At 63.0% G+C, this 14,496-nt stretch carries 15 protein-coding genes; 12 read left to right on the top strand and 3 right to left on the bottom strand.

Features of this window, described 5'->3' with window-relative positions:
- Positions 1 to 294: 294 nt before the first annotated feature.
- The 3 genes from J2Y55_RS20355 to J2Y55_RS20345 all read left to right on the top strand — a co-directional run bounded on the left by J2Y55_RS20355 (position 295) and on the right by J2Y55_RS20345 (position 2,725).
- Positions 295 to 525, top strand: a complete 231-nt coding sequence (locus J2Y55_RS20355; RefSeq protein WP_310157318.1) for a hypothetical protein — start codon at positions 295 to 297, stop codon at positions 523 to 525.
- 76 nt (positions 526 to 601) lie between these two features.
- Positions 602 to 877: an acyl carrier protein gene (locus J2Y55_RS20350; RefSeq protein WP_310157316.1), complete on the top strand. Its 276-nt coding sequence runs from the start codon at positions 602 to 604 to the stop codon at positions 875 to 877.
- Between the two features lie 387 nt (positions 878 to 1,264).
- Entirely contained in the window at positions 1,265 to 2,725 is a 1,461-nt protein-coding gene (locus J2Y55_RS20345; protein WP_310157314.1) for a PAS domain S-box protein, read from the top strand.
- A gap of 239 nt (positions 2,726 to 2,964) precedes the next feature.
- Here J2Y55_RS20345 and J2Y55_RS20340 read toward each other — a convergent pair whose 3' ends face one another.
- A complete protein-coding gene (locus J2Y55_RS20340; protein WP_310157312.1) occupies positions 2,965 to 3,813 on the bottom strand; it encodes an IclR family transcriptional regulator in 849 nt (282 codons plus the stop codon).
- Between the two features lies 1 nt (position 3,814).
- On the bottom strand, positions 3,815 to 4,831 hold the full coding sequence (locus J2Y55_RS20335; protein WP_310157310.1) for an IclR family transcriptional regulator: 1,017 nt from the start codon (positions 4,829 to 4,831) through the stop codon (positions 3,815 to 3,817).
- On the opposite strand from J2Y55_RS20335, the gene J2Y55_RS20330 reads away from it, so the two are divergent.
- From J2Y55_RS20330 to J2Y55_RS20295, 8 genes are all read left to right on the top strand, one after another.
- Positions 4,830 to 5,558: a shikimate dehydrogenase family protein gene (locus J2Y55_RS20330; RefSeq protein ID WP_310157307.1), complete on the top strand. Its 729-nt coding sequence runs from the start codon at positions 4,830 to 4,832 to the stop codon at positions 5,556 to 5,558. The genes J2Y55_RS20335 and J2Y55_RS20330 overlap by 2 nt on opposite strands.
- Before the next feature lie 42 nt (positions 5,559 to 5,600).
- Positions 5,601 to 6,269 carry an amino acid ABC transporter permease gene (locus J2Y55_RS20325; protein WP_310157303.1) on the top strand — a complete coding sequence of 223 codons (669 nt, stop codon included), beginning with the start codon at positions 5,601 to 5,603 and terminating at the stop codon, positions 6,267 to 6,269.
- A 6-nt stretch (positions 6,270 to 6,275) separates the two neighbouring features.
- Positions 6,276 to 6,926 (top strand): amino acid ABC transporter permease, encoded by a 651-nt coding sequence (locus J2Y55_RS20320; RefSeq protein WP_310157300.1) that lies wholly within the window; start codon positions 6,276 to 6,278, stop codon positions 6,924 to 6,926.
- 36 nt (positions 6,927 to 6,962) lie between these two features.
- Complete coding sequence (locus tag J2Y55_RS20315) at positions 6,963 to 7,808, top strand: transporter substrate-binding domain-containing protein (protein WP_310157298.1); 846 nt, start codon at positions 6,963 to 6,965, stop codon at positions 7,806 to 7,808.
- Between the two features lie 63 nt (positions 7,809 to 7,871).
- Complete coding sequence (locus tag J2Y55_RS20310; RefSeq protein WP_310157296.1) at positions 7,872 to 8,657, top strand: amino acid ABC transporter ATP-binding protein; 786 nt, start codon at positions 7,872 to 7,874, stop codon at positions 8,655 to 8,657.
- A 74-nt stretch (positions 8,658 to 8,731) separates the two neighbouring features.
- Entirely contained in the window at positions 8,732 to 9,199 is a 468-nt protein-coding gene (locus tag J2Y55_RS20305) for a MaoC family dehydratase (RefSeq protein ID WP_310157293.1), read from the top strand.
- Positions 9,196 to 10,725 carry an acyl CoA:acetate/3-ketoacid CoA transferase gene (locus tag J2Y55_RS20300; protein ID WP_310157291.1) on the top strand — a complete coding sequence of 510 codons (1,530 nt, stop codon included), beginning with the start codon at positions 9,196 to 9,198 and terminating at the stop codon, positions 10,723 to 10,725. The genes J2Y55_RS20305 and J2Y55_RS20300 overlap by 4 nt, the downstream gene beginning before the upstream one ends.
- 38 nt (positions 10,726 to 10,763) lie before the next feature.
- Entirely contained in the window at positions 10,764 to 11,750 is a 987-nt protein-coding gene (locus J2Y55_RS20295) for an aldo/keto reductase (protein WP_310157288.1), read from the top strand.
- 744 nt (positions 11,751 to 12,494) lie between these two features.
- On the opposite strand, the gene J2Y55_RS20290 is transcribed toward J2Y55_RS20295, so the two are convergent.
- Positions 12,495 to 13,142 carry a TetR/AcrR family transcriptional regulator gene (locus J2Y55_RS20290; RefSeq protein WP_310157287.1) on the bottom strand — a complete coding sequence of 216 codons (648 nt, stop codon included), beginning with the start codon at positions 13,140 to 13,142 and terminating at the stop codon, positions 12,495 to 12,497.
- A 381-nt stretch (positions 13,143 to 13,523) separates the two neighbouring features.
- Here J2Y55_RS20290 and J2Y55_RS20285 point away from each other — a divergent pair, with 381 nt between their 5' ends.
- Complete coding sequence (locus J2Y55_RS20285; protein ID WP_310157512.1) at positions 13,524 to 14,417, top strand: NAD(P)/FAD-dependent oxidoreductase; 894 nt, start codon at positions 13,524 to 13,526, stop codon at positions 14,415 to 14,417.
- The last annotated feature ends 79 nt before the right edge of the window (positions 14,418 to 14,496 follow it).

The following is a 14,496-nucleotide window of genomic DNA, read 5'->3' as shown; positions in this document are numbered from 1 at the left end:
CAGGTCGTCAGGTCGTTGCTCGTCGAGCTGGCGGAAGGTCGCATACCCTCGAGCACCCGCTGGCGGAGCGGAGAGATGGCATCAGCGCTCGTGGACGTCCCGTTTGAGGTGAGATGAACCCCTCGATCCTCAGATCGCCGCCCCCTACGTCATGCTCCGTAACACCACCGACACGCGCCGCCCCTGCCGCGAGAGTGGCTTAGCCCGCATCTGTCATGTGCTGGCAGACTCCTGTGACTGCAATGGAACACGTCTCCGGTGTCATTGGTTTCCTCGGCAGAAGAGGAGGAAACGATGGCAAAGCAACCCGAGGCCCTGGCCACTTTCGCGGCGAGTGCGCGCAACAACAGCAAGAAACCAGACGATGTCGGCTTGGAGGCCACGCCGGAAACAGACGGCCTGAAAACCAATCCGGCTCAGAAGGTCGAGGCGGCGACCAAGGTGCTGCGCGAGGGCGTCCTTCACCGTGACGAAGGAGCGGACGAAGCCGTCGATAAACTGCCGGACCGGACGCGGGACCTGTGAGCAGCTGATGGCTCGGAACCGAGACGCATATAGACGACGTGACACCCTGGCGTAAGCAAGCCTGACGAGGAAAGGCATGTCTGACACTACAAGCAGCGAATCCAGGCTCGTCGAGAAATTGTTGGAGATCATTGCCGCCGAAGGCTTGGTCCATCAAGAAAAGCTCGACCCAGCAGCAAGCGTGGAAAACGATCTAGGCTTGTCGGTCGATGATTTGACCTTGATCGGGAACGCGATCGAGCGGGAGTTCGATTGCGACATGCCCGACAACGACATGCAAGTGTGCAAAACAGTGCGCCAACTTGTGGATCTGATCGTCGTCCGGATTAACGCTAAGGCCAAACCGGCCTAGTCAAGGGCCGGTTTGGCAGCGTTCGGCCCGCGGGTAGCCAAGATGCTCGTTGCAGCCGGCCTTCATCGTGACGGACGCGGATGGGAGAAAGCGAGTGACCACGCGCTGGTATGGGTGGAGCTTTTCGGAGGTCCGCCTGCCAGACGGTGCCGGAGAGCTCGATGATCCCGACGAGCGGCCAATGGCAGCTTGCCTCATATCAACAGACGCATCTGCCGACCTGGGCAACTCCGGAACAGATCAGAACGGCGCTCGCCGAGGTTCAAGCGCGGCGGGGGTCGTCCGGGCATTCAGTGCAGCGCGGCATCGACAATCTTGACGCGCACGTGCATGGGACGGATGGTCTCCGCGGCCAGTCCAGTACCGGGTCGAGCTTCGGGAGAGACCATGCCGCTTGCACCTTTGAGCGATCAACCGGGTCCTTCAAGCGGTTTCGACCCGAAGCATGTCACTTTGCCCTCCGATACTGTTCAAGCGCTCACCGAGAGCGAGGCGTCCTACAAGGCGGCTCTTCAAGCCGGCAATATGGGTAGTTGGGAAACGGACCTGCGCTCGGGGCTGAGGATATGGACCGAAGAGGGCATGGCGCTTTTCGGGGTCGATTTGCCCGACGGCAAGGGATGCGTCGGAGGCCCGAACGATGAATGGGTGGCGGCGATCCATCCCGAGGACCGCAGCCTCGCATTGGAACTGCGTCAACTAGCCCAGACACGCGACTCCTTTCCAGCCGAGTACAGGATCAAGCGGCCGTCGGGTACGGTGGTCTGGTTGTCAGGTCGGGGGCGCGTCCTGGAACGCGACGATGCGGGCCGGCCAATCCGGCTCGTCAGCATCATGGCTGACATCTCAGACCGCAAGGCCGCAGAAATGGCATTGCGTGAGAGCGAGGCCCGTTTTCGCAGCCTTTTCGAGAATGCAGCAGTCGGCATGGCCTATGCAGATCTCGATGGAACGTGGATCACGGTCAACCAACGCCTCTGCGATATGTTGGGTTTTGCCGAGGCCGACCTGGTCGGTCGTTCCGCGGACGAGCTGGTCGAACCGCCAGAACGCGGACGGGAAGCCAAGGAGCTGGATCGCCTGCTCTCGCGAGAGATCGCGCATGCGGCATTCGAAATCCCGTATCGGCGTCGCGACGGCTCAAAGGTTTGGATCGGGCAGACGACCTCCCTCGTCCTGGATCGCGATGGCGTGCCCCTGTACTTCGTCTCCGTCTATCGCGACATCTCCGTGCAACGATCGGCGCTGGAGCGCCAGCGCTTCCTGCTGGCCGAACTGGCCCACCGCTCGAAGAACCTGCTTGCCGTGATTCAGGGCATCGCAGGCCAGACCATTCGCTCGGTCGAGACACTTTCAGATTTCAAGACGCGCTTCACGCAACGCTTGCAGGGAATTGCCGCGACGCAGGACATCCTGGTGCGTCAGGATTGGACCGGCGGGGACCTGCGCCAACTCGTCGCCACGCAACTCGAGCTCTTCGACCTGAGCAAAGCGCGCATCTCCGTCTCGGGGCCGGACGTCACATTGTCGGCTGACGCGGTGCAGAGCGTTGGTCTGGCCCTCCACGAACTTGCCACCAACGCGCTGAAATACGGTGCCCTGTCGGCGCCTGCGGGCCAGGTGCGTGTCAGATGGGATAGCCAGGCAGATGGAAGCCTGATCGTCACCTGGATCGAGGAGGGCGGACCGCCGGTCATCGCGCCGTCGCGGACAGGTTTCGGCAGCACGGTCTTGGACAGGATGGCGGCCTCGAGCGTCGATGGCGTCGTCGAGTTGGAGTATGCGCAAGGCGGTTTGAAGTGGGTACTCACCATCCCTGGCAAACATCTCACCATTCACGTCGACTGACGACGGACAGGGTCTGATCGCAGCTGCGCGGATTGCCGATTATTCGCAACTTGCGCGCAACGCATGCGAGCGCTCTTGCAGGGCATTCCCGCAGGCAAGCCGACCTGTCGCGTGTCGACCCGCATGGACATCGGTTGGCTCTCCTGAGACTGTGGAGGCGTAACACAGTCGGGTCGCCTCCCGGCGCGCTTCTTGTTTCAGGCGCCGCCTCGTTCGGGCGTCGTTGGTCATCTGCGCTCTTATCGTTCAGGTCTTCTCTGGGCGCTCAGCTCTTCTCTTAGCGCGGTGCGTTCAGCATCGCCTCCAGCGCGTCGAGGCAAGGCAAAGAGCGGGGAGGAAGCAGCGGCCGCTCCCAACTCCTCCGCACTGGACAGAAGCCACGGGCTGATCTCCGCCATCCTCGATGCGGTCATGCGGATCGTGGGACCGGCCACACTGACCGTGCCGACGGGCATGCCCTGCCCTCTTCGCCGTATCGCAGTGGCGATAGCGGATGTTCCGATCTCGTAGGCTTCGGTCACGGTGGCGAAGTTCTGTGCCCGTGCTAACTCGACTTGGAAGCGCAGGGAATCGATATCGTGGGGGGCGTTAGGACCAATACCAGACGTCTTTATGCCTTGCTTCTCGACGAGGCGCTGAACCTCGGAGTTCGGCAGGCAGGCGAGCCAAGCCTGGCCGTTGGCTGTGGCGGGAAGATACACCTCCGTACCGGTATCGGGCGTATAGAACAGGCCGCTGCGGGTACTCTGCGACTTTGCAACCCATGTCAGGCGATCGCCTTCGACAACGGCGAGCCTGACGAGTTCGCCGGTCCGCTTGGCGAGATCGTCGAGAATGGGCTGTACGAGATCCGTGATCCCGCTCGCTCCGAGATAGGCGAGGCCGAGCGCAGCGAGCCTGACGCGAAGCCGGATCAGGCCGGAGCCTTGATCGATGGTGACAAAGTCGCCATCGGCGAGACCGGCGAGAAGCCGGTCCGTAGCAGATATCGGAATTGCAAGACGCGCCGCGATGTCCCGTAGGGCAAGGCCTGCAGGAAACTGGGCGAGAAGCTCCAGGATGGCCAGGGCACGGATCCGGCTCGACATCCTAGTGCTCCGCTCGATCGAAGATCGGGAGGCCAGCGCCCTTCAGTCCGATTTCCCTCGCCGCCTCGACGAGAGCCGGAGTGATGCGATCCATCATGCTCTCAGTCATGCGGATGCAGGGTCCCGCGACGCTGACGGTGCCGATCGGCACGGTCCCGTCAGCCCGGAAGATCGGGACTGCCACCGCCGCGGTGCCTGCCTCATAGGTCTCGAAGATCTTGGCGCAGCCGGCGACGCGAGCGCGTTCGACGAAGTCGAGGAGCTCCTTCAGCGAGCGCGGCGCGTTGGGGCCGTAGCCCTCTCGTTTGAATCCCTGCTTCGCGACGAGTTGCAAGACGTCCTCATCATCGAGACACGACAGCCAGGCGTGTCCGTTGGACGTCGCGGCGAGATAGACCTCCGCCCCTTCATCCGGATTGTAGAGCAGGCCCCTGCGGGCGCCTTGGGCCTTCGCCAGCCTTATCAGCCGCCCAGCGTCGATGACGGCCAAGGTGACGAGCTCACCGGTCTCTTCAGCCAGGCGATCAAGTACGGGCTGGACCCGGCTGGTTGCCCCGGCCGCCGCCAAATAGGTGAACCCCAGCGCGACGATCTTCGCGGTCAGGCGATAGGCGCCACCTTCGTAGTCCTGCCTGACATATCCCTCATCACGCAGGTCGCCGAGCAGGCGATGCGTCGCGCTGCGCGGAATGGCGAGGTCATCGGCAATCGTCATCAAGGGCAGGCCGGACGCATGCCGCGACAATAGCTCAACGATTGCGACAGCCCTGTCCATCGGCGCCTCCGTTCCACAGTGGAATGTATTCCAATTGGAACGCAGTGTCACGCGCGTTGACAAACATGGAATGATGTCCATAGTGGAATGAATTCCACTTTTGATGGCGATGGCTCGTGAAAGCAATTTTCCAATCAGGTGCGAGGCCACAGTGAACGCGCTGACGGGCCGTTCCAGCATCCCCTGCCCTTCCGGCACAACGCGGTTGTTCGCCGTGATCGGGGATCCTGTCGCCCAGGTCATGGCTCCCGAACTGATGAACCCGCTGTTCCTTGATCGGGGCTGCGACGCCGTTCTGACGGCTGTCGAGGTGAAGCCGGAACACCTCGCGATCGTTCTTGCCGGGCTGAAGCAGATCGCCAACCTCGATGGCATCCTGGTCACGGTCCCGCACAAATTCGCCGTCTGCTCTCAGATCGACGCTGCCAGCGAGGCTGTGACACTTGCCGGCTCGGCTAACGCATTGCGCAGAGAACCCGACGGCTCATGGAGTGGCGACAATTTCGACGGCAAGGGGTTCGTGCGCGGCCTGCAGATCGCTGGTCATGCCCCCGCTGGAAAGGTCGTCAGCCTCGTTGGCGCCGGCGGCGCCGGCGTGTCCGTGGCCGTGGCCCTGATGATCGCCGGAGCTCGGCGGCTCCATGTGACCGATGTCTCCGCCGAGCGCGCCGGAGGTCTTGTCGATCGCTTGTCGAAAAAGTGGCCTGGCCGGATCTCGTTGGCAGCAGCTCCCGATTCCCGGAGCGATATCGTCGTCAACGCGACGCCGCTTGGCCTGGTGGAAACCGATCCGCTGCCGTTCGACCCGGCCCTGCTGCCTGCGACGGCCGTCGTCGCCGACATCATCATGAAGCCGGCGGAAACACGGCTGCTCAAAGCAGCGGCTGAGATCGGGCTCCCGACACACCCGGGCATCCACATGCTGACGAACCAAGTGGAGCTCTACCGGGAGTTTTTCCGCATTCCATAAGAACAACGATCCCCACGCAAAGCGGGGACGCCTGGAGGAAGCATGACCTACGAATTCGATTTCTCGGTGCTCCTGCCGTATTGGGAGCAATTCCTGCGCGGCTGCTGGCTGACGGTCCTGCTGTCGACGATCGCCATCCTGGCGGGATTGTCGATCGGCATCTTGACCGCGCTCGCCAAGCAGAGCCCGGCCGCGTGGGTGCGCCTCGCCGCCACGAGCTATGTCGAGGCGATCCGCAACACGCCCTTTCTCGTCCAGGTCTTCTTCATCTATTTCGGCCTGCCGACGATAGGCGTCAGCTTCCAGCCGTGGAGCGCCGCAGTGCTCGCCTTGAGCCTGAACTGCGGCGCCTTCTCGGCCGAGGTCATCCGCGGCGGCATCGACGCGATCTCGCGCGGACAGTTCGAGGCCGGCGCCGCGCTCGGGCTCAAGCGGCTGCAGGTCTACCGCTACATCGTCCTCAAGCCGGCGCTTCGGATCATCTTCCCGGCCCTCTCCGGCCAGTTCGTGCTCGCGCTCCTCACCACGAGCATCGTTTCGTCGATCTCGGCGGAAGAGTTGACCTCGATAGCCCAGTCGATCGATACCCTGACCTTCAGGAGCTTCGAGATCTACATCGTCACCACGGTGCTGTACCTGGTGATGGCGCTGGGCTTCGCCCACATCTTCAAGGCTGTCGACCGCGCCTACTTCTCCTATCCGGTGAAGTGAGGCGTCATGATCAGGCAATTCGGCCTCTCCGAGATCCTGTCGATCCTGGCCGGCGTCCAGTCGACGGTGATGCTGTCGCTGGTGGCCTTCGCGGGCGGTGGCATCGTTGGCCTCGCCATCGCCCTGATGCGGACCTCCGAGAGATCCTGGCTGCAGCGGCTCGCCGGCGGCTATATCGACTTCTTCCAGGGCACGCCGCTGCTGATGCAGCTCTTCCTCGTGTTCTACGGCCTGCCCGTGTTCGGCTACAAGGTCGGCCCCTGGACGGCCGTCAGCATCGGCCTGACCCTCCATGCGAGCGCCTTCCTCGGAGAGATCTGGCGCGGCTCGATCCAGGCCGTCCCGAAGGGCCAGACCGAGGCCGCCAAGGCGCTTGGCCTCCGTTACTTCAACCGGATGAGGGACGTCGTCCTTCCGCAGGCGATGCGGATCTCGATCGCCCCGACCGTCAGCTTCCTCGTTCAGCTCATCAAAGGAACGTCCCTGGCGGCGATCGTTGGATTCGTCGAATTGTCGCGCTCGGCTCAGATGATAGCAAGTACGACATACAAGCCTCTATTGGCCTACGGCTTCGCAGCGATCGTCTATTTCATCATATGCTTTCCACTCTCGCGCTTCAGCATGAAGATTGAGAAGAGATTTCAAGTAAAAACCTAAATCAACAATACGGAATGATCCGTAGGAGGAGGAAACATGCAAATGATCTCTCGCATTCGCGGCTTGCTCTTGGGCGCGGCGTTCGCCCTGGCGGTCGCTCCGCTCAGCCTCGGCAGTGCAGCCGCACAGACCGTCGATTCCATCAAGAAGGGCGGCGTTCTCAAGATCGGATCCCAGGTGGCGCAGGTTCCGTGGGGCTTCACCGACGGCGCCGGGAAACTCACAGGGTTCGACATCGAGCTCGGCGAGATGCTGGCGAAGGATCTCGGCGTGAAGGTCGAGGTCACGCCGGTGACGTCGAGCAACCGGGTCGCCGCCCTCCTGACGGGACAGGTGGACGTCCTGGCAGCCGTGATGGGCATCTTCGCCGACCGGCAGAAGGTCGTGCTCTTCGCGCGCCCCTACACGACGAATGACACGATCTACATCGGCAAGACCGGGGCGAACATCAAGGGCTGGGACGATCTCAAGGGGCTTCGCGTCGGCGTTCCCCGTGGCACGCCGCAAGACATCGCGGTGACCAAGGCCGCCCCCGCCGGCACGGTCATTCAGAGGTTCGATGACGACGCGAGCACCGTCCAGGCGCTGATCGCCGGGCAGGTCGACGTCATCGGCGGAGCGGCGACCCAGGTGCCCAACATCGCGCAGGTCGCCGGTCCCGGAAAATACGAGGAGAAGTTCGTCGTCGCCCGCGCGTTCAATGCTTTCGCGGTTCGACCGGCCTCGCGCGAATGGGCCAATTACCTCAGCGATTTCGTGGCGCGCAAGGTCGAAAGCGGCGAGCTCAAGGCCCTCTACAAGAAGTGGATCGGAAGCGAGCTCGCCGCGATGCCGACCACAGGGGAAGGCGAAGCCGCCCTGCCGATCTCGATGGTGAAGTGATGGCCACGGCGGGCGGCGAGCTGCCGCCCGCCGTCCCTCCCGCGTGTTTTTGAAAGTCGCGACATGAACCCAGCGCCTTATGGCTCGACCGAGACAGCGCCTGCTGCAAAGCAGTCGCCAATCATCGCCATCTCCGGCTTGCAGAAGTGGTACGACAGGTTCCACGCCCTCAAGGACATCGACCTGGATGTTCAGCGGGGCGAGCGGATCGTCATCTGCGGCCCGTCGGGATCAGGCAAATCGACCCTGATCCGCTGCATCAACAGCCTCGAACTCTACCAGGGCGGCCGCATCGTCGTGGACGGTTTCGACCTCGGCGAAGGCGAGAAGAGCATCGACGCCGTGCGCGGCGAAGTCGGCATGGTGTTCCAGCAATTCAACCTCTTCCCCCATCTCACGGTGAAGGAGAACTGCATGCTCGCCCCGATGAGGGTGCGCGGCATCGCCAGGAATCGCGCCGCTGAACTCGCGATGACCTATCTGGAGCGCGTGCGCATCGCAGAGCAGGCGGAGAAATATCCCGCCGAGCTGTCCGGCGGACAGCAGCAGCGCGTCGCCATCGCGCGGGCGCTCTGCATGAACCCCAAGGTGATGCTGTTCGACGAGCCGACCTCGGCGCTCGATCCCGAGATGGTCAAGGAGGTGCTCGACACCATGGTCGGCCTCGCCGAGGACGGCATGACGATGCTGTGCGTCACGCATGAAATGGGCTTTGCCCGAAGCGTCGCGGACCGGGTCATCTTCATGGACCGCGGCGAGATCATCGAAAGCGACAAGCCCGGCCCCTTCTTCGCCAACCCGAAGAATCCACGGACGCAGGCCTTCCTCGGCCAACTGCTCCATCACTGACCCAACCCGTTTCGAAGACGCCAGACCAGTCGCGCAACGGCCGCGCGACGACGACGCATCGCGAGGACATCATCATGCTTCCCGGCAAACTCTATGACGAGATCAAGGTGGGGGACGAGCAACTCACGCCCCGCGTGACGGTCACCGAAGGACACGTTCTCGCCTATGCCGGCGTGGCCGGCGACTTCTCTCCCGTCCACATGGACGAGGTCTACGCGCAGTCCACGGTATTCGGCGGCCGCATCGCCCATGGTCTCATGGGCCTTTCCCTGACCGACGGGCTCAAGGTCCAGTCGGGGTTCTTCAGAGACGGCATCGCCCTGGGTTGGACCTGGAACTTCAAGAAGCCGATCCAGATCGGCGACACCCTGCAGGTGAAGTTCAGGGTGACCGAGATGCGCATTCCGAAAAGCCGGAGCGACATGGGCATCCTGTTCATCGCGATCGAACTGATCAACCAGCGCGGCGAGGTCGTTCAAGAGGGCGAGCACCGTCTCATGGTGCCAAGGCAGCCGGCGGAGAGCCAAGAGGCCGTCCAATGACCCGCAACAAATTCATGACCGCCGAGGCTGCCGTCGGGCTGATCAAGGATGGCGACACGGTTGCGCTCGTGGGCGGCGGCGGCGGCCTCATGGAGGCCACGCATACGTTTCGCGCGGTGTCGCGGCGGTTCCTGTCGACCGGCTATCCGCGCAACCTGAAGGTCGTCCATGCGCTCGGCATCGGCGACAAGAAGAGCGAGGGGATGAATCACTTTGCCCATGAGGGCCTGGTGAAGCGCGTGATCGGCGGGCACTGGGTCTGGTCGCCCAAGATGCAGGAGATGGCCAGGGACGATAAGATCGAAGCCTATGTCCTTCCGAGCGGCTGCGTCATGCAGCTGTACCGCGAGATCGGCGGCAAGCGACCCGGCCTCTTCACCCATGTCGGCCTTGGCACCTTCGTTGATCCACGCCACCAGGGCGGCAAGATGAACAGCGCCGCCAGGGAGGATCTCGTCGAGGTCGTCACGATCGGCGGCCAGGAACTCCTTTGGTACAAGTCGTTCCCGATCAACGTCGCCATCATCCGCGGCTCTTTCGGGGATCCCGATGGCAATATCAGCCTGGACCAGGAGGCTGCGAACGTCGATGTCTACGCGGCCGCGCTCGCAGCTCATAACTCCGGCGGCATCGTCATCGCGCAGGTCCGCACGGCGGTCGACCTGAATTCGCTTCCAGCCCGCTCCGTGCGCGTTCCCGGCGCCATCGTCGACGCGGTCGTGGTCGATCCCGATCAACGCATGAGCTATGATCTGCCTTACGATCCCCTGATCTCCGGGGAGAGGCGCGGGCCGGTCATCATCGACCCGCCCGAGCCGCTGAACGTCCGCACGCTGATCGCGCGGCGCGCCTATCAGGAGCTCAAAGACGGCGATGTCATCAACTTCGGCGTCGGCATCGGCGAAGGCGTCGCCAAGATGGTCGCCGAGCGGGGCGAGGTCGGGCGCTACTACCAGACCATCGAGCACGGCACCTATGGCGGCGCACTCCTCGTCGGGCTGCTGTTCGGGTTCGCGCGAAGCGCCTCGGCGATGATCGACGGACCGTCGCAGTTCGATTTCTACGCAGGAGGCGGTCTCGACACCGCCTTCCTGGGCTTCGGCGAGCTCGATGCGGTCGGCGACGTCAACGTCTCCAAATTGGGCGGCCTGACCGTGGGGCCCGGCGGGTTCATGGACATCGCCCAGAACGCCAGGAAGGTGGTGTTCTGCGGCACCTTCGACGCCAAGGGCGGCAAGGTCGCCATCGGCGAGGGAAAGCTCTCCATCCACAGTCACGGCAGCGTGCGCAAGCTCGTGAGCAAGGTGGAGCAGATCACATATTCCGGTCGCCAGGCGCTGAAGCGCGGGCATGAGGCCGTCTTCGTTACCGAGCGGGCGGTCTTCAGGCTGACGGATGAGGGGCTGCGGCTCGACGAGGTCGCGCCTGGTATCGACATCCGTCGCGATATCCTCGACCGGATGGATTTCGCGCCGCTCATGCCGCGAGATCCAAAGGTCATGGATCAGGCCATATTCGCCGACTGAATGTCGGATCCGCATGATTGAAAAGGGGCCGCGGCCAAATGGAATACCGAAATCTGGGAAGCACCGGGCTGAAAGTCTCCCGGATCGCCCTAGGCTGCATGAGCTATGGAGATCCGTCCAAGGGCAACCATAGCTGGGTCATGACCGAGGCCGAGGGACAGCCGTTCTTCCGACGGGCGGTCGAGGCCGGCATCACCTTCTTCGACACCGCCAACGTCTACTCGGACGGCGCGAGCGAGGAGGTGCTAGGTCGCGCCATCCGGGCGTTCACGACCCGGGACGCCGCCGTCATCGCGACGAAGGCGTATGGTCGCATGCGGCCCGATGCCAACGGGCTCGGCCTGTCGCGAAAGGCGATCTTCTCGGAGGTCGATGCCAGCTTGCGGCGCTTGGGCACCGATTACATCGATCTCTACCAGATCCACCGCTGGGACTATGAGACACCGATCGAGGAGACGCTGGAGGCGCTCCACGACGTCGTGCGTGCAGGCAAGGCTCGCTATATCGGCGCATCCTCGATGTACGCCTGGCAGTTCATGAAGGCACTGGGGCTGCAGCGTCAGCACGGCTGGGCGCGCTTCGTCTCGATGCAGAACCACCTGAACCTGCTCTATCGCGAGGAGGAAAGAGAAATGCTCCCGCTCTGCATCTCGGAAGGGATAGCCGTCGTGCCATGGTCGCCTCTTGCGCGAGGGCGGCTGACCCGCCCCTGGGAGGATACGCCGTCCACGGCGCGCGCCGCGACTGACGAGGTCGGGAAGGCCTTCTACGCGAAAGCCCAGGAGGCGGACCGCATGGTCGTCGGTCGCGTCGGCGAGATCGCGGAGGCGCGCGGCATTCCACGCGCGCAGATCGCGCTGGCTTGGCTGCTTCACAAGAAGGGCGTCACGTCCCCGCTCGTCGGTGCGACCAAGATGCACCAGCTCGAGGACGCGCTCGCCGCGATGGACGTCAGGCTGAGCGGAGAGGAAATCCAATCACTGGAGGAACTCTACACGCCCCATCTCCTGTCCGGATACGCGTGATCGATGCTGCCGGCAGCAGGACGTCTCAACCGCGTCCAGTTGGACGAGCCATTGATCTCTTATGCCCGCGCCATCCCAATGGCGCTCTCGGACCTCTCTTCCGGAGCGCCCCCGAGACCGATAAGGCCGCTTGAACCGAATCGACATGTGACGGCGCTGTTGAGCGCGCATGCCCAACAGCGCGATTGAGCATCGTCACGAGCTGTTCTAGGCAAGTGTGTTACCCTCGTCAGCCCCGGTCCTTACAGGCCTTCTCGACGATTGGTTTGGGCTTTCCTCGGTCGAGGAAAGCCGCATTGCGGCGGGTGGCAGTGGTTTACGCCTTGAATGGCTTCGCCAAGGCTCCCCTCGCCTGCTCCATCGGTTCCGCGTTGACGGCACGGCGCCGTCAAGCCTCGTGCGTCGCAGCTGTCGCAGATGTAGGGAAACCCGAAATTTGCCGCAGTTGAGAAAAACTGCCGCAAACTGCCCCGTCAGCCGAAGTTCGTCACTCGCGCTTGATCAGCGAACGCGCAGATTGCCATCTCACGACGCGCCGGACTGGCGGGTCTGGTAAGCGACCCAGCGCTCCCCGCTTTGGCCATTCCAGTCGGCGACCTGATCGGCATTCTACTGTGCCATGCCGTTTCCTTGTTCTGATTTTGCGCTTCGCGCTTCGGCAGATGAAAACCTCATTGGCGCCGTTCCGGCTGCTCAAGTTCGGTCGAGGACGATGACCACACGCTCTCCGCAGCCTCGTCTAGGCTATCCGCCCGCGTGGTCGTTGCCACCGTGCGCGGCGATGAACATGGCGACAGCCGACCGGCAATAGGATTCGATTTCGTTGTCGTCCTCTGCTCTCGCCTGATCGAAGCGTGCGATAATCAGGAGATCGGATCCTTTGATAAGCGCGGCAAACAAGCGGGCGGACCGGAGAGGATCGGGCACGTTCAGAACCGCCTTCGCGTGCAACTGACGCAACAGGGCCTCGATTTGGGCGATGACATAGGCGGGGCCGGCTTCGTAAAACAGTTTGCTTAACGACTTTTGGTTCGTCTTGTCGGCCATGATCATGGCTTCGACACTGCGGACGTCCGGGCTCAACAGCGTGCGAAGCAGGGATATCCCCGCCGCCATGAGCTGATCTTCGGCCGAACCGTCGACGCCTTCAAAAAGGGCCTGTGGTGCAAACTGATGGCAGTGGGCCGCGATGGCCGCGCCGAACAGCGCCTCCTTGTTCTCGAAGTGCCGATAGATGCTGAGCTTGGAGATCTTCGCTCGCTGGGCGACCTTGTCCAAGGTCGTCGCTTGAAAACCCAACTCCACAAAGAGTTCGACCGCGGCGTCGACTATCGTTTGGCCAAGCGCCTCGTTGGCGGGCCGGCCGCGCCGGGCCTGGCTGTTTTCGGTCACCACAATTTCAGTCCTTGACAGTATCGTAATCCCTGCATTATGATACCATGCAGTATCTGAAATGTGCAAGCGACTGACTAGGTTTCAACTTGTCCTCCAAATCAAGTTTCCCCGGGCCGTCCGGCGACATCGAATGCGGCATTGCCCGGTCGGCCAAAACAGTGCCGGGCGACTTTCTCGTCGATGCCGAAGCCTTGCTCTCCGCCCGTCTCAAGCGCGTGTCGCTGGACGATATTGCGCCGCCTAAAACACAAGGGGACTTCCATGCAACGACGAGCCCTTTTGAAGTTGGCCGCGCTTTCCACCATCGGCCTCGCCCGCTCCCAGGCCACCGCCAAGGCCAGCCCAACCCCCTCCATCCGCAACACGGAGCTTATCACCATGGATGACGTCATCATCATCGGCGGCAGCTTTGCCGGTCTCGCCGGCGCCCTGCAGCTCGGCCGCGCCCGCCGCAAGGTCACCGTTCTCGATACCGGCCTGCCGCGCAACCGCTTCGCCGGCCACTCGCATGGCCTGCTCGGCCACGATCACAAGCCGCCGCTGGACATCCTGGCCGAGGCGCGGCAGCAACTGGCGCGCTATCCTACGATCAAGCTGGTCAATGCCCGCGCCGACAGCATTTCCGGCGCCATCGACAATTTCTCGGTCCTCACTGGCGATGGCGAAAGCCTTAGGGCGCGCCGCCTGATCCTGAGCTATGGCATCGTAGACCAGATGCCTGCTGTTCCGGGCTTTGCCGAAGGCTGGGGCACATCCATCATCCCTTGCCCCTATTGCGACGGCTTTGAAGTCGCCGGCCAGCATTGGGGTCTCGTCTGGTCCAGCCGGCAGTCGCACAATCAGGCCAGGCTGTTCCACGACTGGACCGACACGCTGACGCTCTTCGCCGATGGTCACGACATTCCGGCCGATATCCGGGCCGATCTGGCGCGTCGCAACATACCTGTCTTCGATGGCCGGATCACCGAGATTGCCCGTCACGGGAACCATAATGCCACCGTCAAGCTCGATACCGGCCCCGATGTCGCGGTCGATATCCTGTTCGCGCATCCGCGCAACAAGCCGTCTGCAAGCCTGCATGAATCACTAGGCCTCGCCACGGTCGATACGCCCGTCGGCATCGCCCTCAAGGTCGATGAGCGCCGCGAAACCAGCATGCCCGGCATCTACGCCGCCGGCGACCTCGCCAACCCCGGAATGCCCTCGGTCACTACGGCATCGTGGCAGGGCGCAACGGCCGGCATCTCCGCTCAGCAGTCGATGCTGGCTTGAGAGCAAGCACAATGAAGTTCGAACACGCCAACGCAACCTGTTCGGCAGTCGGCTTATGACACACAGATCTAAACTTCTT

It is taken from the genome of Allobosea sp. BE125, assembly GCF_031456075.1.
Lineage (GTDB): Bacteria > Pseudomonadota > Alphaproteobacteria > Rhizobiales > Beijerinckiaceae > Allobosea.
This window is presented reverse-complemented; position numbering and strand designations above follow the sequence as displayed.